Source organism: Roseivivax sp. CAU 1761 (assembly GCF_054482755.1).
On record NZ_JBTLRM010000014.1, the window covers coordinates 71,587 to 87,938 of the forward strand.

Here is a 16,352-nt window from a genome sequence, read left to right on the forward strand (position 1 = left end):
GGCTGCGCATCGTTCTGTCACCCTCATCTTCCAAGGACGCACGCCCCGTCGGAGAGCTGGAAACCTCGATTGCAGCTCCACCGGTTGCCGGATCGGTCGAGATAGGCGTTCTCCGGCAGATCGATGGCGACGCAGGCGCCATTCAGCACCTCGTATCCGCGCTCGCAGCTCCAGCCCGGTCCATAGGATGCCTCGTCCAGATAAGCATTCGACGGCACGACAACGGCGTCGCATCGGTCGTCGTTTCTGACGAAGCCTCTCTCACAAGCCCAGGCGGCGCCGTAGTCCGCGTTGGTCAGATACGCGTTCTCTGGCACGGCAATCGGCGAACATGTCCCTGCAACAGCCTCATAGCCACGATCACAGGTCCATCCCGTCCCCGAGGCATCGTCTGTCAGGTAGGCACGCTCGGGAAGAACGATGGGCACGCATGTCTCTTCCTCCTGCCGGAACCCGCGTTCGCATTGCCAATCGTAACCGGAAGACCGGAGGAAGGCATTCGCGGGCACCGGGATGGGATTGCAGGACGTCCCGTCCACCTCCTCGTACCCTCGGTTGCACTCCCACCCCGTCCCGTAGGAGCGCCCGGTTGGATAGGCATGCTCGGGGATGTCGAGAGGCAGGCATTCGGCGCCCTCCACACGGAAACCTAGATCGCAGACCCATCCGCCGCCATAGCTGCGCGGCTGGGCGTTCTCCGGCATTGGGCCGGTTCCATCCTGCGCAAGCACGGGAAAGGCGAAAGAGGCGATCACACCGGCTATGGCTGCCGTCCGCGCGATCAGCCTCGCTAAGGGATGTCTCATCGCAACTTGTTCCTTGGCGGACCAGAGCCCGCCGGTTGCCGCGCGAGTCCTCGATAGCCCAAGCGTGAGCGTTCCGGTCAGCCGTCGAGTGGGCGCGGCCGGTAGCGGGGAGGCTCTGGAATTCGGTCTCGTTGGCATGCCTTCGTTCTCAGCCACCTGGATCGAGAAGTCTGTCGGGACTGTGGGCTGGGTGCTGCTGGTCATCGGGGCGACAATTTTTGCAAGGCCGCAGCGGCAAGAGCATGTTCCTTCTGATGGTAGTCGCCGCGAAACTTGCCATCAACCTGCACCTCCCAGATGCCGTTTCTTTCGCGAACCTGAACCCCACCGCGCTGTGCCGGCCGGTCCATGGAAGAATCCTTTGCTCCTCTGCTTTTCGGCGGCACGGGTCTCATGTCGGTCATTTCCGGCTCCTTCGCCTTTGGCACGCGCACTTCTCCGAGGAGCATCACGGTGCGAATGAATTCTGCCGCATAATCGTCGGTTTCGCGGTCGTCGTGCTCGCGCTGGGTCACTTTCATCGGCTCCACGAACCGTTCTCGCAGGTGGTCCACGAAACGCGGTTCGGTACGGGCCATGTAGGCTATCAGAGCTTGCAGGATCCGTTCATGAGCCAGCACACGCCGTTCGAGCTCGGTGGTCTCTGGGGATGCTATCGGCATGGCGCGGTTCATCCTTCATCGACCGCGCTTCCCGGGCGCTCCGGCAACGCGTTAACATCAAGGGCTGCTAGGCAGGCCTGCGCGATATCGCGGTTCGGAGCATCTGTTCCTGGCACCGTCGCCCAGCCCGCCTCCATCAGGGCATCGCGCCGCTGATAGGTCGACGCGGCCCGGATCGTTTCAAGCTTTTCGGCCCGTGCTGGGTCGGACTGTGCCATCTCAAGGCAAACCGGCACCATGGAGGCGACGACATCGCCTTGGGACATCGCCATCGCCCTGTCATTCGCGGTTCCGCCGGTCACCCAGCCGCCCCAGGTAAAACCGACCACGCCGACGAAAACCGCACCGATCACGGCACCATAGACGCCGGGCTTGAGCCATTCGGGAGCATTCATTTCAAGTCCTCCTGCGGAGAAGGCGCCGCCTCGCCGTGATTGCTTTTCTCAGTCGCGGCCCGATCCCGGCTCAGCGCCTCTTTCAGGTCGCTGTCGGAAATCGCCCGCAACTCTGTCCGTCCTGCATGACCGCCCCTTCCGCGCACCGTCAGGTAGGTCGCGGTCCGGCGATACGCCTCGAAGCTCAGCCCCTGAAGAAGTTCCTCTTCGACGAGAGCCTCGTAGTCGCCCGGGGGCAGATCGCCCGGGAATCCAGGCAAGGTGAACCGGCTCGAAAACGTCACCGTCGATCTGGTCGACCGCATGTTCATCTCTGGTCTCCGCGATGTTGGCAGATCCGTCGCTCACCACTGTTGGCGGCCCCTTGGAGTGCGGGACGGACCAGTCGAACGATTGAGTGTCTTGTACCTCGGGATCGTTCGACCGGCGCTGACGCATGTTAGTCTCGGGCACCGAACCGGCTGCGACCTTCCTGGAGGCAGTGGCCCGTACTGACCTGTGTAAGGGCGGCGAGACCGGCCTGCGCGTATTCTTTGGGAAACAGGGATGACCTGCATTCCTGCAACCCTTGAAAGGATTGGCGATGGTCGCCCCCAATGTTCTCAACCCGCACCCGCCCGAGTTCGATCGGTTTCTCTATGCGTCGGTCGGCGAGGACCGGAACGGCTATGCCGTGACTGTGCTCTCCACGCTCGCGCGGCTTGGCCTCGATCCATGGAATGAAACAGCTGAACTAGTCACGCTGGGGCGCGACGCCGCGCGGGCACGCTTGGGAACGCTTCTTGCCCGATTTCGGGACGTTCCTGCGCTCGCCAGCGATCACGGCAGGATTGCACGAGACCTGAGCCAGCTGCTTCCCGAAGGACCGACGTCAGGTGCCCTGCAGCGCGCTGCCTCGACGGTGGCCGATGGTCGCCCGGGAACAAGCGGAGCGATCTGGGCGGTGCTCGCGATCATCTTTGTACTGTTTCAGATGTTCATGGTTGGCGGGTCGGGGTCAGGCGAATGACCGTCTCAACTGCAAGCATGGGCAGACCGGAACATGCGGCACACGAGTCCGGCACGCCTTCGCCTCGCGAACAGAGCGTTCTCTGGGACATGGAGGAACACTTCTGGACCAGTGGCGCGGACAACGCGCGGGCAACCACTGCGACCAACGCGGTCATGGTCTTCCCCTATCCGCCCGGCATCCTTCAGGGCGATCAGATTTGGACCCACCTTCGTGAAAGGACCGACTGGCGCACCGTTGTCATGGCTGAACGGCGCGTGATGCGGTGTCATGATATCGCCATTCTCACCTATCGTGTCTCGGCAGAAAAACCCGATGTGCCGATCTACAAGGCCCTCTGTGCCTCTACCTATCTCAATGATGAGGACACCTGGCTGAGGATTTCCCACCAGCAAACTGCGTTGAATTGATAAGCGCACGAGCAACCGACCTCCCGCAGGCGTCGAGGCTAACCTGCGTCAGTGCGGCGGGGCGCCGACTCCTGTCAGTTGAGACGTGCCCGCCGAGTATTTGGTGGCGCATGTTTTTCTGAGCACCTGAGAAGCGTGTGGGCGTGTCGATCTCCAAGGGACAACATGCCGACACGCTTCTTATTCTCGGAGCGTCCAGAAAGGACACATTCCATGCCTCCCGAACAAATCAAGACCGCCGACAAGATGAAATCCGTCAAAGCCGCTTGTGTGAACGCCCCCGCCGGACCCAAAAAAGCTGCAGCGATGAAACATTACCATGCAGCCGAGAAGGCGAACACGGCAAAAAACGACGCCGAGACCAATAAGGAACTCGACGCGGCGACCCGCGCCCTAACGTAAACGCAACCGTCTGGCGTTATCACCGGGGCCGCCTGCTGCAAGGCGGCCCTTTCATTTCAGGAGCGGCCCGGTCTGGTCCAGATATGCCGGGTCGAACTCGGCAAGTTCCACCAGCCCGCCATAGTCGTGAAACATCACGCGGCCGCCCCGAAAGGTCACCAGTCCACTCTCGCGAAGCTGCCGCAGGACGCGGTTCACATGGACCGCGCTCAACCCCAGCGTATCGGCGAGGTGGTATTGCGTCAGAGGGCAATCGAATCCTTCCCTGCTGCCGATGCCTACCAACGCCAGCCGCGATCCCAGCTCCAGCAGGAAATGCGCCATGCGGGCCTCAGCGTCACGGCGACCGATCCCGACGAGATGCTCCACTACCATCGCTTCGTCCCTTGACGCTGCCCAGAGTATTGCGGTCGCGAGGCGCGGCGTCCGCTCGAAGGCATCGAGAAGATCGCTCGTCTGCACTTCAGCGGCCTCAATGTCGACGATGGGCTCGAAGCTGTGGTCCGACGTGCGCAACAGGACGCTCCGCAACCCGAGGAAATCTCCCGGCACCTGGAAATCGACGATCTGCCGCGTCCCGTCGGCTTGCAGCTTGTAGGAACAGACCCAACCCGCGGACAAAATATACGCGGCCCGAGCCGACTGCCCCTGATGAACCATGTCACGCCCCGCAACGAAGGAGCGGCGACGCTGGTGCAGTCGTTCAAGCACGGCCAGTTCGATCTCCGACAGAGCGACGAAAGCCGAGAGCTTTCGGGTCAGGGGGCTGCCTTCGACTGATGTCATGGAGGCTCCCAGCGTGACGTGACGCAGGAGTGGAAATCGGCCTGGACACTGCTCTCGATCAGTTCAGCATAGCGCGCTTCCTGCGAGAAGTACGGATGTATTTGATCCTCGCCATCTGAGCTACTCCCCGATCGTTGGACAGGATCTGGCGTAATTTAAGCTACTCGTTGCACCTGCTGATCGGATTGGTTGATATCATTTCTCTGCCAGTAGACCAGCGCCGGTGGCTTGCCGTCGAGTGCTGAGTGCGGGCGCTGGTGGTTGTAGAAGGTCATCCATTTCCGGATGGCCGCCTTTGTTTCCGAACCGGTCTCCCAGGCATGCAGGTAGACGCACTCGTATTTCAGGGTGCGCCACAGCCTCTCGATGAAGATGTTGTCGAGGAACCGGCCTTTCCCATCCATCGAGATGCGCACGCCGGATCGGCGGAGCCGGTCCGTCCAGGCGAAGGACGTGAACTGGGATCCCTGGACGCCCTTCTGTTTGTCAAGCGGCGATGCCGGTCGCGTTGATCTGCTTCTGGCGCTGCATGATTACGCCGTAGACCTCGCGAGGGTGCTGTCAGACAAATGCGAACCAGTCTCCGCTTAGGTAAGGAGTTCTGCCCTTAGGTCGCGCAGAGCCCGCGCCACTCGGCGAGAGCGGCGGCGCGGTTCAGCTTGAAGTTGGCACGGGATGAGAGGCTGCGCTCCGAGTTGAAATGGTTCGAGATGGAGGCATGAACGGCTGCGAACATCTGAAGGCTTCGCAGCCGCCTGAACCGAAGCATCGCGCGCTCGCGTCGTCGGAACGGCAAGTGGGAGTTCTCCGCACGATTATTCGCCCAGCGGCCAGTCTCTTGGCGGGCGCCGGCCCCTATTGATTTAAGCGCCGCGCCGTAGGACCTCAGCTTGTCGGTCACGATTGCCGCCGGTTTGCCATGCCGACGCATCGCTCGCCTGAGGAAGTTCAACGCGGCCTTCCTGTCCCGTCGCCTGGTCACGTAGTTTTCCAGGACCTCGCCCTCGTGATCCACGGCCCGCCACAGATAATGCTGCTCGCCGTTTATCTTCACGAACATCTCATCAAGGTGCCACCGCCATCGGCTCGACCGCATACCCCCAACCCGGCGTTTCCGGATCTCGGCCGCGAATACCGGACCGAAGCGGCGCCACCAGTAGCGGACGGTTTCGTGGCTCACATCGATGCCGCGCTCGTGCAGCAGATCCTCGACGTTTCGCAGCGACAGCGGGAAGCGGATGTAGAGCATGACCGCGAGACGGATGATCTCGGGCGACGTCTTGAAGTAGCGGAACGGGCTGCGTTTGGTCATCCCGCGACGCTAGATGACCGTGCCGCCCCGGCTCAAGGGCGGTTGCTCTGACAGCTCCCCTCGTCGGCTTTGTGCATGCAGCGAGATGCCAATCGCTGTGAACCGCCCTGGCCGGAACGTCGGGCTGAGCGCGGGGATCTTCCTTACATTGCCGAAGCGGTCGTGTAGTCGAAAGCCTGTAGTCGCCGCTTAGCGAAATATCGCGCTCGTTGCCCGCCTTTCGATCCCTATCGAATTTCCTCGTGCGCCATGCTGAGTAGCCACTCCATCACCTGAAGTGCCGCCCCGGATGCGCCCTGTCGAGGCAGAAGGGCGTAGAAATCCTGACCACCCTCCAGTGTGGCTGGGACAGCACGCACCAGGCGACCCGCATCAAGGTCACGCTGCGCAAGGAAGCGGCTGGCCAGGGCGACACCCTGACCGGCCAAGGCCGCGTCGAGGCTCAGGGTCGTCTGGCTGAAGTGCAGACCGCGTGAAGCCGTCGGCACGGTTCCGAAGGCCATCTCAAGGAACTGCGGCCAGAGATCATGCGCGTCGTGCAGCAGGGTCATACGGGACAGTGCGGCCGCATCGATGGGGAGGTTGTCCGGGGACGTGAGCTGCGGTGAGCAGACTGCGACAACCTGCTGCGGGAACAGCAACTCGGCGCGCAGGCTCGCCCCGAACGGCGGGCGTCCCTGCCGCACCGCGATGTCGATGCCGTCGGCATGGAAGCTCATGACCCGCTCGGTCGCCGTGATCCGGAGGTCGATACCTGGATGGGCCTCAGTGAACTCGGCCAGACGCGGAATGAGCCATTTCGAGGCAAAGGTCGGGGTCACGCTGATCGTCACACGCGAGGGTGTGTCCAGGAGCGCGCCGGTCGCGTCAGAGAGCTGGGAGAAGGCCCGGGAGACCGCAGCATGGTAGGTCCGCCCCTCTTCTGTGAAGCTGAGCCCCCGCGGCTCGCGCAGGAACAGGCGCAGGCCGAGACGTTCCTCCAGCCCGCGCACCTGCTGTGCCACGGCGCCCTGCGTCACGCCCAGTTCCTCCGCCGCTGCGCGGAAGGACAGGTGCCTGCCGGCAGCCGAGAAAGCGCGCAGGCCGTTCAGGGACGGCAGATTGGCTTCGCTCGTCACGATAGTTCTCCTACACCCACGCAACAGCTGTGCTTGGCTGGTCGCATGCGCCCCTTATCCGTATCTACACATGCATAGGCGAGATGGACGCCACGGGAAAGATGCGGAGCATGTAGAAATGACGATAGAAAAAGTAGCCTTGATAACGGCGGGCGGCAGCGGCATGGGTGCGGGTGCCGCCCGGCAGTTGACGGCTGATGGTTTCAAGGTCGGGGTGCTGTCCTCCTCCGGCAAGGGCGAGGCCTTGGGAAAGGAGCTTGGCGGCTTCGGGGTCACCGGTTCCAACCGCTCGGTCGAGGACCTGACGCTACTGGTCGAGGGCGCGATGCACCGCTGGGGGCGGGTCGACGTGCTGGTGAACTCGGCAGGCCACGGCCCCAAGGGTGACATCCTCGAGATCACCGACGAGGACTGGCACGACGGGCTCGACGTCTACCTGATGAACGTGATCCGCCCGACCCGGCTGGTCACGCCGATCATGGCAGCTCAGGGCGGCGGGGCGATCATCAATATCTCGACCTTCGCTGTGTTCGAGCCCGATCCGCTGTTCCCGACTTCAGGTGTCTTCCGGGCCGGCCTCGCCGGTTTCGCCAAGCTCTACGCCGACAAATACGCGGCACAGAACATCCGGATGAACAACGTGCTGCCTGGCTTCATCGACAGCTTGCCTGAGACGGAGGACCGACGCGCGCGTATCCCAATGGGCCGCTACGGGCGCGAAGAAGAGGTGTCATCGCTGATCGGCTGGCTCGCCTCTGAGGGTGGCGGCTATGTCACTGGCCAGAACTGGCGGATCGACGGGGGGCTTACGCGTGGCGTCTGAGGTGGTCAGCCTCGCGGGCCGCGAAGGCACGGCCTTCGCCATCAAGTGGGCGGCCTCTGTCATCCAGATCCTCGGCTATGCCGGGACCGCCTTTGGCTGGACGCCGTGGAACCTCTACCTCTTCGTCGCCGGGGTTCTTGGCTGGCTGATCGTCGGGGTTCTCTGGAACGACCGGGCGATCATATTGATCCACTTTGTCGCTCTCGGCGCGATGCTGGCGGGCATGGCGCGCACGTGAAGGAGAGGCGCCGTCACGCAGCGCCACTCATCCGCAGACCGTGCCCCAGCCGCTTCGCGCTGGTCACGGCGGCGGCGCGATGCAGCGACCAAGCCTGCGTGAGACCCTCCAAGATCACCAACAGGTCGATTTCATGGCCGTCAAGCCCGGTGGCAGCGGCTGCACGGCGGGCCACCTCGGCCTTGTGCCGCGCGAGCAGCGCGCGCAGCCCTTCGCTGCCTGGGTCTGCCGCTACGGCGCCGTGGAATAGGCAGCCATGCGAGGTCTCGGTCGCCATCCACACCCCGACCCGGTCGAGCAGCCCGTCGAGCGCGGCCTCCGGCGCATCTGGCAGCTCATCGAAGAGGTGGGAGAGGTAGCGCCCATGGCGATGCTCCAACGCCGCCAGCACCATGTCGGCGCGCGAGGGCGCGTATTTGTAGAGCGTGCGCAGGCTGACGCCTGCGGCGTCGCGCAGATCTTCGACGCTGGGTTCGGCGAAGCCGTAGGTGGCGAAGGCCCGCTCCAGCCCGGCGGCGATCCTGGTCATCGTATCGGTCATGCTTGACCATGTAGAGTGATCCATCTACCTACGCAAGTAGAGCGAACATTCTACATGACGGAGCGACCCGATGCCCCTCCCCGACACGATGAAGGCGATGGTGCTGACAGGCCATGGCGGCCTCGACCGGCTGGAATGGCGCGAGGATGTGCCTGTGCCGCGCCCCGCTGCGGGCGAGGTGCTGATCCGCGTCGGTGCCTCGGCGGTCAACAACACTGACGTGAACACCCGCACCGGCTGGTATTCGAAAGCGGTGCGCGGCGATACTAACTCCGCCGCGGCCACGGGCTATGACGGCGCCTCGGATGCCGACGGCGGATGGTCCGGCGCGCTGAGCTTTCCGCGCATTCAGGGCGCCGATTGCTGCGGCGAGATCGTCGCGGTGGGCGACGGGGTGGATGCGGCCCGCATAGGCGAGCGGGTGCTGGTGCGGCCGATGCACCGACCGGCGGGCGGTGGCGCCGATGCGCTGGTGACCTTCGGCTCGGAGCGCGACGGCGGCTTCGCCGAGTTCACCACCATTGAGAGCGAACACGCGCTCCGCATCGACAGCCCGCTCTCGGACGTGGAGCTTGCCTCCTTCCCCTGCGCCTTCTCGACCGCCGAGGGGATGATCCAGCGCGTCGGACTCGGTGCCGAGCGGGTGCTGATCACCGGCGCCTCGAGCGGTGTCGGCTCGGAGGCGGTGCAGCTCGCCGAACGGCGCGGCGCGCATGTGACGGCAGTGACCAGCCCGGCCAAGGCAGAGGATCTGAAGACGCTCGGCGCCGCCGCTATTCTCGGTCGCGACGACTCGCTGCCCGAGCACGCCTTCGACGTCGTGCTCGACATCGTCGGCGGACCACGCTGGCCCGCGCTGCTCGAGGCGCTGGCGGTGCGCGGCCGCTACGTGACTTCCGGTGCGATCGCCGGGCCGATCGTCGAGCTGGACCTGCGCACACTCTACCTCAAGGACCTGATGCTGATCGGCAGCACCCGGCAGGACCCGGGCGTCTTCACCGACCTGATCGGGTATATCGAGCGGGGCGAGATCCGGCCCGTGCTGGCAGAGACCTTCGAGCTGCGCGATCTGCGCGTGGCACAAGAGGCGTTCCTCGAGAAGTCGCACATGGGCAAGATCGGGATTGTGATCGCGGGCTGACGCCCTTTGCGCAAGCCACACTGATCATACGGCTCGGCATCGATCAGGGCCGGATCGTGCCAGATGTCGACCGGTGATGGAGCCCCTTGTCCGCAGGGCGCGGCATTCATCGGTCGGGACTTCCCCGCCTCTGTGACAGGCGGCAGCTCATTCGCTCCAGCCCAGGCGACTGGCCAGCCGCCCGATCAGGAAGTCCATGAAGATCCGCGTCTTCGGGGTGAGCACGTTGCTGCGCGGATAGACCAGCCAGAGGACCGAGCGGTCGTTCATCTTCCAGTCGGGCAACACCCGGACCAGCCGGCCTGCCGCAATCTCATGGGCGACGTTCCAGAGGGAGTTCATCGACAGCCCGGCCCCCGCGAGGGTCGCCTCGCGCTGCGCGTCGCCGTCATCCACGATGGTGCGGCACGCCATGCAAGCCGGGTCCAGCAGGCCCGTCTCCCCGGTGGCGCTCACCAGGTCCCGTGGTTCGAGATTGCTCCACGCGATGAGCCGGTGGCCCGCCAGGTCGGCTGGCGTGGCCGGGGTGCCATGAGCTTTGAGATAGCCCGGCGAGGCGCAGAGACCCCGGGTGTCGTCGGCAAGCTTGCGCCCCTTGAGGCTGCTGTCGCTTAGGGGACCGCTGCGCAGGGCAAGGTCGAAGCTGCCCTCGATTGCGTCGAAGCGCGTGTCGGAGAGACGCAGGTCGAGCGTGAGGTCGGGGTAGAGCCCGTGGAACTCCGGAAGCAGCGGCATGATGTGCAGCTGCGCGAAGCTGCTCGGCGCAGCGAAGCGCAAGGTGCCTTTCGGGCCTGCGTCGCTGCCCCCGAGGGCCGCACGGGCAGCATCCGTTTGAGCGAGGATCTCGCGGGCATAGGGCAGAAAATCCGACCCTTCCAGCGATAGCGAGACCTTGCGGGTGGTGCGGCGCAAAAGCTCCGCCCCAAGCTCCTGCTCCAGCTTGGCGAGGCGCGCACTCGCGACGGCGGGCGCAAGCCCCAGCTCGCGTCCTGCGGCGGAGATGTTGAGCCGCTCGGCCGCCATCACGAAGAGGCGCAGGTTGTCGGTATCCATTCTATGCGATTCCGGAAAACTGAATGCGCATTGCCGCCGGTTTCTGCCGGGTTTGCAAGGGATATGTCTGGGTCTCGCGACAGCAACGCGGTCGGGACTATCGGTGCTGACCGCCGTGTTCGCTTTAGGAGGCAGAGATGCTGGACCATACCGAGACAGGAAGCTTTGCGAGGCTCAATCGCGCCTACGGCACGGTCTTCCACCCCGGGCAACTGAGCCTCGGCCTCGTGGCGCCACTCGAGAGCTACCCCGACAGCGCGGTGCCGGACATGGCGCGACATGTCGAGCGTGCGCAGTTGGCGGACGAGCTGGGCTTTTCCGCGCTCTGGCTGCGCGACGTGCCGTTCAACGTGCCGTCCTTCGGCGATGCCGGGCAGGTCTTCGACCCCTTCGTCTATCTCGGGCTCTTGGCGGGCATGACCCGCGACCTCGCGCTCGGAATGGCAAGTGTCGTGCTGCCGCTACGCCACCCAGTACATGTGGCCAAGGCTGCCGCTCCGCGGATGTCCTGTCCGGCGGCCGGCTGCTTCTGGGCGTCGCCTCAGGCGACCGACCCGAGGAATACCCGGCACTGGACATGAGCTTCGAGGATCGCGGCGAGCGGTTTCGTGACAGCTTGGACTACATTCGTGCGATGGCCGCGGATTACCCCCGCCTTGAGACCGCCCATGGCAGGCTGTCCGGCGGCGTCGACATGCTGCCCAAGCCATCTGCGGGAGGGTTGCCGCTGTTGATCACCGGAGGCAGCCAGCAATCTCCAGACTGGGTCGCACGCAACGGCGATGGCTGGATGACCTATCCGCGCGATGCAATCGCGCAAGCCCACGCGGTGGTCGCGTATCGCCGTCGGACCGCCGAGGCGGGCCTGCCCGACAAGCCGGTGATGCAGCCGCTCTACATCGACCTCGTCGAACGACCGGGCGCGGCACCCGAGCCGATCCATCTCGGTTTTCGGTCGGGCACGGATCACCTGCGGCGCTACCTGACCGAGATCCGCGATCTCGGCATCAACCACGTCGCGCTGAACCTCCGCTTCAAAGGCGCGGATATCGAGGACACCATGCAGCGGCTCGCCGACGAGATCCTGCCGGACTTCCACAGCTGAGGAAAGACCCCATGCCCAAGACCATCCTGATCACCGGCGCAACCGATGGCATCGGCCTGCTGACCGCCAAGACGCTTGCCTCCGGAGGTCACACCGTGCTGCTGCACGGGCGCAGCGCCGAGAAGCTGGAGGCCGCGGCACGAGAGGTCGGCGGCGGGCCCGAAACCTTCCGCGCCGACCTGTCGCGGCTGGAAGAGGTCGAGGCGTTGGCCAAGAAGATCCTCGCGCGCCACGACCGCCTCGACGTGCTGATCAACAACGCGGGCGTCTTCAAAACCGCCCAGTCCCAAACGCCCGACGGGCTCGACACCCGCTTCGTGGTCAACACCATCGCGCCCTACCTGCTGACGCGGCGGCTGCTGCCGATCATCCCCGCTACTGGCCGCGTGGTGAACCTGTCCTCGGCTGCGCAGGCCCCTGTGGACGTCGCGGCGCTGCGCGGCGAGCGGGGTCTCGATCACATGGGCGCTTATGCGCAGAGCAAGCTGGCGATCACGATCTGGACGCGGGAGATGGCGAAGGACCACTCGGACGGACCCGCCTTCATCGCCGTCAATCCCGGGTCGCTGCTGGCTTCGAAGATGGTCAAGGAAGGCTTCGGTGTCGCGGGCAACGACCTGTCGATCGGGGCCGACATCCTGCGCCGTGCCGCGCTGTCGGATGCGTTCGCCGATGCGTCGGGCCGCTATTTCGACAATGACAGCGGAGACTTCGCCGAGCCTCACCCGGGCGCGCGTGACGCGGCACAGGTGGCTGAGGTGATGACCGCGATCCGGGATCTCGCGGGCGAAAATTGACTCGCTCGACCTCCCCATTATACGTCGTGACCGAAAACTGAAATCAGGATCGTCCGGATTATATTCCGAACCGCAGAAATGTATCTCGGGATCAACGCAACCATCATCCGGAGTTTCCGATGAAGACGATGATCCTAAACGACTACGGCCCCGACGCCACCTTCACCACGGCGGAGACCGAGCGCCCGGCGGTCAAGCCCGGCCATGTCCTCGTCCGCGTCAAGGCGACGAGCGTCAACACTGTCGACACGATGATCAGGGACATGGGCAAGGACTTGCCCCTGTCGCCCGGTCTGCCCGCCATCCTCGGCATGGATTTCGCGGGTATCGTCGAAGAGGTGGGCGATGGAGTCGCAGGCTTTGCTGTCGGCGACGAGGTCTATGGCTGCGCAGGTGGCCTCGCCGACCTTCAGGGCGCGCTGGCCGAATACATGCCGGCCGATGCGCGTCTGATCGCACACAAGCCGAAATCGCTGAGCATGCGAGAGGCAGCGGCGCTGCCGCTTGTCGGCATCACGGCGTGGGAGGGCCTGCACCGCGCTGGCGTCGGCCGTGGCCACAAGGTGCTCGTGCAGGGCGGAGCCGGTGGCGTCGGCCATCTCGCCGTGCAAATGGCACGGCATCTCGGGGCCGAGGTGTGGTCGACTGGCACCGGAGAGGCAAAGCTGGCGGCGATCGCAAAGCTTGGGGCGACGCCCATCGACTACCAGGCCGAGACGGTCGAGGCCTATGTCGCGGCCCATACCGGCGGGACCGGGTTCGACGTGGTCTACGACACGGTCGGCGGCGAGAACATGACCAACTCCTTCGCGGCGGCGGCGCTGAACGCGCAGGTCGTCTCGACCGTCGCCCTGGTGGCCCTCGACCTCTCGCCCGCGCATTTCAAGGGCCTGTCGCTGCATGTCGTGTTCATGCTGCTGCCGATGCTGCACGATGTCGGGCGTGAGGCGCATGGCGAGATCCTCGCCGACCTCGCGAAGCACGTGGATGCGGGGGCCGTGAAGCCGCTGCTGGACGAGCAGCGCTTCGGTCTGTCCGAGGTTGGCGACGCCTATGCCCGGCTGAAGAGCGGCGAGGCCATGGGCAAGGTCGTCGTCGAGGTCTGATCTTCCGATCGGGCTACGGATCGGGCGCCCGCGCAGGACGTCCGGTCATGCCGCACGGCTGGCCCCCCGTTGTTTTGCGGACCAACTCGGCACATTGCGCGTCCGCCTTCGACACCCCCCCAGTCGAGCACCGTCGGCGGCGTGGAGGTGGCCGGCAAAGCCAGCGGTCCGTCGTCGTGTGGTCGATGAGCGTTTCAGTCCTTCGGGCCGTAGTGTGCCAGGAACATGTCGACGCAGTCTGCGATGACGGCATCCGGGTCGACCTCGGCTTTCGCGCCCATCAGGAACTGCGGCCAGACCAGGAAATGCTTCACCATCGACAGCAGCTGGCCCGCGGCGAAGCCGGGCTCGGCCTTGCGCAGCGCGCCGACCTGCATCGCCTCGCCGATCATCCCCGAGATCGGGCCGTCCTGCATCGCAGCCTTGGCGAAGAAGGCCTGCGCCAGCTCCTGATCGCGCAGCAGCTCCGACATGACCAGCCGGTTCAGGCCCATATATTCCTCGCCGGTCAGATGGCCTGCATAGTCCCGCACAGCCGCGATCAGCTGCTCGCGCAGCGGCGCATCGGGCCGGTAGCGCAGCTTCGGCATGGCCGCGATTTCCTCGAGCAGGATGTCGGTGATCGCGGCGAAGAGCAGCTCCTTGCTCTCGAAATGCTTGTAGAGCGTGCGCTTCGACACCTCGGCCAGTTCCGCGATCCGGTTTACCCGCGCGGCCGGAAACCCCTGCTCGCGGAACTCCACGATCGCCGCCTCGAGAATATCTTTTCGTTTCTTGTCAGTCAGTTTCATCGATTCCGCCCCACCGTGCCGCAATTTTGTAAACACAGGGGTTTACACCTCCCGCTGCCTTCACCTATGTAAACACCACGGTTTACAAGCGCAAGCGCTGCGGCGCCAGAGGACACCACGATGAAACATATTCAATTCGGCCCGAAAGGCTGGACGCCCGAGCGTCTCGGCAACCTCGCCGGCAAGACTTATGTCATCACCGGCGCCAACGCCGGCGCGGGCTTCCAGGCGGCCCGCATCCTATTGGACAAGGGCGCGGAGGTGGTGATGCTGAACCGCAGCGCCGAGAAATCCGCCGCCGCCGTGAAGGAGCTGAAACAGGAGTTCGGCGCCGATGCGCCCGTGCGCTTCATCCGCATGGACCTCGCCGAGCAGGCATCCGTCCGCATGGCTGCTGAAGAGGTGCTGAAGACCACCCCACGGATCGACGCGCTAATCTGCAACGCCGCCATCGCCCAGGTGCCGACGCGCAAGCTGACGCCGGACGGCTTCGAGAGCCAGCTTGGCACCAACCATTACGGCCACTTCACGCTCTGCGGCATGCTGTTCGACCGCATCGAGGAAGCGCAAGGCCGGATCGTCGTCGTCGCCAGCCTCGGCTACAACATGGGGCTGAAGACGATCCGCTTCGACGACATGAACTGGGACGAGGGCTACGGCGCAAACACCGCGTATTCCCAGAGCAAGCTGGCGCAGATGATGTTCGCCTACGAGCTTCAGGATCGGGTCAAGGCCGCCGGCCGCAATGTCGAGGTCTTCGTCTGCCACCCCGGCTCGTCCGCGACTTCGCTGATCTCGACCAGCGGCAGCCGAACGATGCGCCTCATTTGGTGGCTGATGACCAAGACGCCGATGGTCCAGACCGCCGAACAGGGGGCCTATCCCGAGGTGATGTGCGCGACAGAGGAGGCGCTGACCGAGGAGCGCGCGCTCTACGGACCTACCGGGACCAGGGAATTCGTCGGCCCGGTGGGCCGCGGCACGCTGAACGCCCACGCTCACGACAAGCCGGTCATGGTGAGGCTGTGGGAGCGGTCCGAGAAGGACACAGGCTTCAGCTGGGCCCTGTAAGGGCCTCGCGAACCCGCCGAGACAGCGGAGGCTGGGCTTGGGCCGATTGGCCCACCATGCCCACCCCCTCCGATCCCTGACACTGCATCCGACGAGGGCCGAAAACGTGGACATCGTAAAAACAGCAACCGACTGGACGAGAGCAGAAATGCTCTCTTCCGCCTTCTTCATCCTCTTTGGCTTGTCTTACCTCTTGGCGAGCCTGGGGTTCTGGCAGCTGGGCAGGACCGACATGGCGAGGGCCTTTGTCGTCCCCATGCTGGTGGCGGGCACACTGATCCTAATCATCGGGCTTGGACTGTTCTTCCCAAGCCAAGCTCGGCTGACGAGCTTCCCAGCGGCCTACGCCACCGATGCTGCCGGCTTCATCGCAGACGAGATCGCGCGTGCCGATAGGGTATTAAACGAATATCGGATCGTGGTGTTTAGGATCATCCCGCTGGTCATCGCCGCCAGCGCGCTGGCGATACCGGTCTTCGACGCCCCGATCTGGCGGGCGAGCCTGATCACGACCCTCGGCATGATGACGGTCATCCTGGTGATCGACACCAATGCCAACGCGCGGCTGGAAAGCTATAGGGAGCAACTCGCGCGGGCCGGAAAATCCTTTCCGCTATCGATGTGAAGCGGACGTCCATCGCAGGTGCAGCGAATGGCTGCTCTCCGCCGATGCTGTTGAAAAAGTCTGTGTTGCAGCGCGGCAAGTCCTTCGATTCACTCAATCCTGAGGGGATGGGGGGATTTCGAGATGATGGGCAGGCAGGAGGCTCCGGCGCAGCTGTTCTA

Annotated in this window: 20 protein-coding genes and 2 pseudogenes; 11 read left to right on the top strand and 11 right to left on the bottom strand. The window is 64.5% G+C overall.

All coding sequences use genetic code 11. The annotated features are described in order from the left end of the window. Positions 1–23: 23 nt before the first annotated feature. From ACXYMW_RS10650 to ACXYMW_RS10665, 4 genes are read right to left on the bottom strand one after another with little or no spacing between them, the layout of a single operon-like run. Positions 24–1,010 carry a hypothetical protein gene (locus tag ACXYMW_RS10650; RefSeq protein WP_459035300.1) on the bottom strand — a complete coding sequence of 329 codons (987 nt, stop codon included), beginning with the start codon at positions 1,008–1,010 and terminating at the stop codon, positions 24–26. Further along, positions 1,007–1,480 carry a hypothetical protein gene (locus tag ACXYMW_RS10655; protein WP_459035301.1) on the bottom strand — a complete coding sequence of 158 codons (474 nt, stop codon included), beginning with the start codon at positions 1,478–1,480 and terminating at the stop codon, positions 1,007–1,009. Before ACXYMW_RS10655 ends, ACXYMW_RS10650 begins: the two co-directional genes overlap by 4 nt. Further along, positions 1,477–1,863, bottom strand: a complete 387-nt coding sequence (locus ACXYMW_RS10660; protein ID WP_459035302.1) for a hypothetical protein — start codon at positions 1,861–1,863, stop codon at positions 1,477–1,479. Before ACXYMW_RS10660 ends, ACXYMW_RS10655 begins: the two co-directional genes overlap by 4 nt. Further along, a complete protein-coding gene (locus ACXYMW_RS10665; RefSeq protein ID WP_459035303.1) occupies positions 1,860–2,174 on the bottom strand; it encodes a hypothetical protein in 315 nt (104 codons plus the stop codon). The genes ACXYMW_RS10660 and ACXYMW_RS10665 overlap by 4 nt, the downstream gene beginning before the upstream one ends. A 272-nt stretch (positions 2,175–2,446) precedes the next feature. Between ACXYMW_RS10665 and ACXYMW_RS10670 the strand changes: the two genes are divergently transcribed. From ACXYMW_RS10670 to ACXYMW_RS10680, 3 genes are all read left to right on the top strand, one after another. Beyond that, positions 2,447–2,872: a hypothetical protein gene (locus ACXYMW_RS10670; RefSeq protein WP_459035304.1), complete on the top strand. Its 426-nt coding sequence runs from the start codon at positions 2,447–2,449 to the stop codon at positions 2,870–2,872. Positions 2,873–2,961: 89 nt separating this feature from the next. Continuing rightward, a complete protein-coding gene (locus ACXYMW_RS10675; protein ID WP_459035305.1) occupies positions 2,962–3,282 on the top strand; it encodes a hypothetical protein in 321 nt (106 codons plus the stop codon). 213 nt (positions 3,283–3,495) lie between these two features. Next, positions 3,496–3,684 carry a hypothetical protein gene (locus tag ACXYMW_RS10680; protein ID WP_459035306.1) on the top strand — a complete coding sequence of 63 codons (189 nt, stop codon included), beginning with the start codon at positions 3,496–3,498 and terminating at the stop codon, positions 3,682–3,684. Between the two features lie 51 nt (positions 3,685–3,735). Here ACXYMW_RS10680 and ACXYMW_RS10685 read toward each other — a convergent pair whose 3' ends face one another. The 4 genes and pseudogenes from ACXYMW_RS10685 to ACXYMW_RS10700 form a co-directional block, all read right to left on the bottom strand. After that, entirely contained in the window at positions 3,736–4,470 is a 735-nt protein-coding gene (locus ACXYMW_RS10685) for a Crp/Fnr family transcriptional regulator (RefSeq protein WP_459035307.1), read from the bottom strand. 155 nt (positions 4,471–4,625) lie between these two features. Then, a pseudogene (locus tag ACXYMW_RS10690) lies at positions 4,626–4,940 on the bottom strand (transposase); the annotation flags it as partial. A 137-nt stretch (positions 4,941–5,077) separates the two neighbouring features. Beyond that, positions 5,078–5,782: an IS6 family transposase gene (locus tag ACXYMW_RS10695; RefSeq protein WP_459035308.1), complete on the bottom strand. Its 705-nt coding sequence runs from the start codon at positions 5,780–5,782 to the stop codon at positions 5,078–5,080. Positions 5,783–6,009: 227 nt separating this feature from the next. Further along, positions 6,010–6,900: a LysR substrate-binding domain-containing protein gene (locus ACXYMW_RS10700; protein ID WP_459035309.1), complete on the bottom strand. Its 891-nt coding sequence runs from the start codon at positions 6,898–6,900 to the stop codon at positions 6,010–6,012. Between the two features lie 118 nt (positions 6,901–7,018). On the opposite strand from ACXYMW_RS10700, the gene ACXYMW_RS10705 reads away from it, so the two are divergent. Together ACXYMW_RS10705 and ACXYMW_RS10710 are read left to right on the top strand one after the other, a co-directional pair. Next, entirely contained in the window at positions 7,019–7,723 is a 705-nt protein-coding gene (locus tag ACXYMW_RS10705; protein WP_459035310.1) for an SDR family oxidoreductase, read from the top strand. Continuing rightward, positions 7,713–7,961: a DUF6552 family protein gene (locus ACXYMW_RS10710; protein WP_459035311.1), complete on the top strand. Its 249-nt coding sequence runs from the start codon at positions 7,713–7,715 to the stop codon at positions 7,959–7,961. Before ACXYMW_RS10705 ends, ACXYMW_RS10710 begins: the two co-directional genes overlap by 11 nt. Before the next feature lie 13 nt (positions 7,962–7,974). On the opposite strand, the gene ACXYMW_RS10715 is transcribed toward ACXYMW_RS10710, so the two are convergent. Beyond that, positions 7,975–8,502, bottom strand: a complete 528-nt coding sequence (locus ACXYMW_RS10715) for a TetR/AcrR family transcriptional regulator (protein WP_459035312.1) — start codon at positions 8,500–8,502, stop codon at positions 7,975–7,977. A gap of 70 nt (positions 8,503–8,572) precedes the next feature. Here ACXYMW_RS10715 and ACXYMW_RS10720 point away from each other — a divergent pair, with 70 nt between their 5' ends. Further along, positions 8,573–9,643 (top strand): alcohol dehydrogenase family protein, encoded by a 1,071-nt coding sequence (locus ACXYMW_RS10720; RefSeq protein WP_459035313.1) that lies wholly within the window; start codon positions 8,573–8,575, stop codon positions 9,641–9,643. A gap of 147 nt (positions 9,644–9,790) precedes the next feature. Here the strand turns inward: ACXYMW_RS10720 and ACXYMW_RS10725 are convergent, their stop codons facing one another. Continuing rightward, positions 9,791–10,696, bottom strand: a complete 906-nt coding sequence (locus ACXYMW_RS10725; RefSeq protein ID WP_459035314.1) for a LysR family transcriptional regulator — start codon at positions 10,694–10,696, stop codon at positions 9,791–9,793. A 269-nt stretch (positions 10,697–10,965) separates the two neighbouring features. Here ACXYMW_RS10725 and ACXYMW_RS10730 point away from each other — a divergent pair. From ACXYMW_RS10730 to ACXYMW_RS10740, 3 genes and pseudogenes are all read left to right on the top strand, one after another. Then, positions 10,966–11,801, top strand: a pseudogene (locus ACXYMW_RS10730) (TIGR03571 family LLM class oxidoreductase). Positions 11,802–11,812: 11 nt separating this feature from the next. Next, on the top strand, positions 11,813–12,598 hold the full coding sequence (locus ACXYMW_RS10735; RefSeq protein ID WP_459035315.1) for an SDR family NAD(P)-dependent oxidoreductase: 786 nt from the start codon (positions 11,813–11,815) through the stop codon (positions 12,596–12,598). Positions 12,599–12,717: 119 nt separating this feature from the next. Then, positions 12,718–13,704 carry a zinc-dependent alcohol dehydrogenase family protein gene (locus tag ACXYMW_RS10740; protein ID WP_459035316.1) on the top strand — a complete coding sequence of 329 codons (987 nt, stop codon included), beginning with the start codon at positions 12,718–12,720 and terminating at the stop codon, positions 13,702–13,704. 194 nt (positions 13,705–13,898) lie between these two features. On the opposite strand, the gene ACXYMW_RS10745 is transcribed toward ACXYMW_RS10740, so the two are convergent. Next, positions 13,899–14,495 (bottom strand): TetR/AcrR family transcriptional regulator, encoded by a 597-nt coding sequence (locus ACXYMW_RS10745; RefSeq protein ID WP_459035317.1) that lies wholly within the window; start codon positions 14,493–14,495, stop codon positions 13,899–13,901. Between the two features lie 120 nt (positions 14,496–14,615). On the opposite strand from ACXYMW_RS10745, the gene ACXYMW_RS10750 reads away from it, so the two are divergent. Further along, entirely contained in the window at positions 14,616–15,566 is a 951-nt protein-coding gene (locus ACXYMW_RS10750; protein WP_459035318.1) for an SDR family oxidoreductase, read from the top strand. A 106-nt stretch (positions 15,567–15,672) separates the two neighbouring features. Beyond that, a complete protein-coding gene (locus ACXYMW_RS10755) occupies positions 15,673–16,191 on the top strand; it encodes a hypothetical protein (protein ID WP_459035319.1) in 519 nt (172 codons plus the stop codon). Positions 16,192–16,352: the final 161 nt, after the last annotated feature.

What these genes read in the sequence shown, in the direction of transcription:
- ACXYMW_RS10675 (WP_459035305.1), top strand. Translation starts at nt 2,962, where the DNA reads ATGGAGGAACACTTCTGGACCAGTGGCGCGGACAACGCGCGGGCAACC.
- ACXYMW_RS10695 (WP_459035308.1), bottom strand. Translation starts at nt 5,782, where the DNA reads ATGACCAAACGCAGCCCGTTCCGCTACTTCAAGACGTCGCCCGAGATC.
- ACXYMW_RS10745 (WP_459035317.1), bottom strand. Translation starts at nt 14,495, where the DNA reads ATGAAACTGACTGACAAGAAACGAAAAGATATTCTCGAGGCGGCGATC.
- ACXYMW_RS10725 (WP_459035314.1), bottom strand. Translation starts at nt 10,696, where the DNA reads ATGGATACCGACAACCTGCGCCTCTTCGTGATGGCGGCCGAGCGGCTC.
- ACXYMW_RS10660 (WP_459035302.1), bottom strand. Translation starts at nt 1,863, where the DNA reads ATGAATGCTCCCGAATGGCTCAAGCCCGGCGTCTATGGTGCCGTGATC.
- ACXYMW_RS10685 (WP_459035307.1), bottom strand. Translation starts at nt 4,470, where the DNA reads ATGACATCAGTCGAAGGCAGCCCCCTGACCCGAAAGCTCTCGGCTTTC.
- ACXYMW_RS10735 (WP_459035315.1), top strand. Translation starts at nt 11,813, where the DNA reads ATGCCCAAGACCATCCTGATCACCGGCGCAACCGATGGCATCGGCCTG.
- ACXYMW_RS10715 (WP_459035312.1), bottom strand. Translation starts at nt 8,502, where the DNA reads ATGACCGATACGATGACCAGGATCGCCGCCGGGCTGGAGCGGGCCTTC.
- ACXYMW_RS10705 (WP_459035310.1), top strand. Translation starts at nt 7,019, where the DNA reads ATGACGATAGAAAAAGTAGCCTTGATAACGGCGGGCGGCAGCGGCATG.
- ACXYMW_RS10650 (WP_459035300.1), bottom strand. Translation starts at nt 1,010, where the DNA reads ATGACCAGCAGCACCCAGCCCACAGTCCCGACAGACTTCTCGATCCAG.
- ACXYMW_RS10665 (WP_459035303.1), bottom strand. Translation starts at nt 2,174, where the DNA reads ATGAACATGCGGTCGACCAGATCGACGGTGACGTTTTCGAGCCGGTTC.
- ACXYMW_RS10750 (WP_459035318.1), top strand. Translation starts at nt 14,616, where the DNA reads ATGAAACATATTCAATTCGGCCCGAAAGGCTGGACGCCCGAGCGTCTC.
- ACXYMW_RS10740 (WP_459035316.1), top strand. Translation starts at nt 12,718, where the DNA reads ATGAAGACGATGATCCTAAACGACTACGGCCCCGACGCCACCTTCACC.
- ACXYMW_RS10680 (WP_459035306.1), top strand. Translation starts at nt 3,496, where the DNA reads ATGCCTCCCGAACAAATCAAGACCGCCGACAAGATGAAATCCGTCAAA.
- ACXYMW_RS10670 (WP_459035304.1), top strand. Translation starts at nt 2,447, where the DNA reads ATGGTCGCCCCCAATGTTCTCAACCCGCACCCGCCCGAGTTCGATCGG.
- ACXYMW_RS10655 (WP_459035301.1), bottom strand. Translation starts at nt 1,480, where the DNA reads ATGAACCGCGCCATGCCGATAGCATCCCCAGAGACCACCGAGCTCGAA.
- ACXYMW_RS10720 (WP_459035313.1), top strand. Translation starts at nt 8,573, where the DNA reads ATGCCCCTCCCCGACACGATGAAGGCGATGGTGCTGACAGGCCATGGC.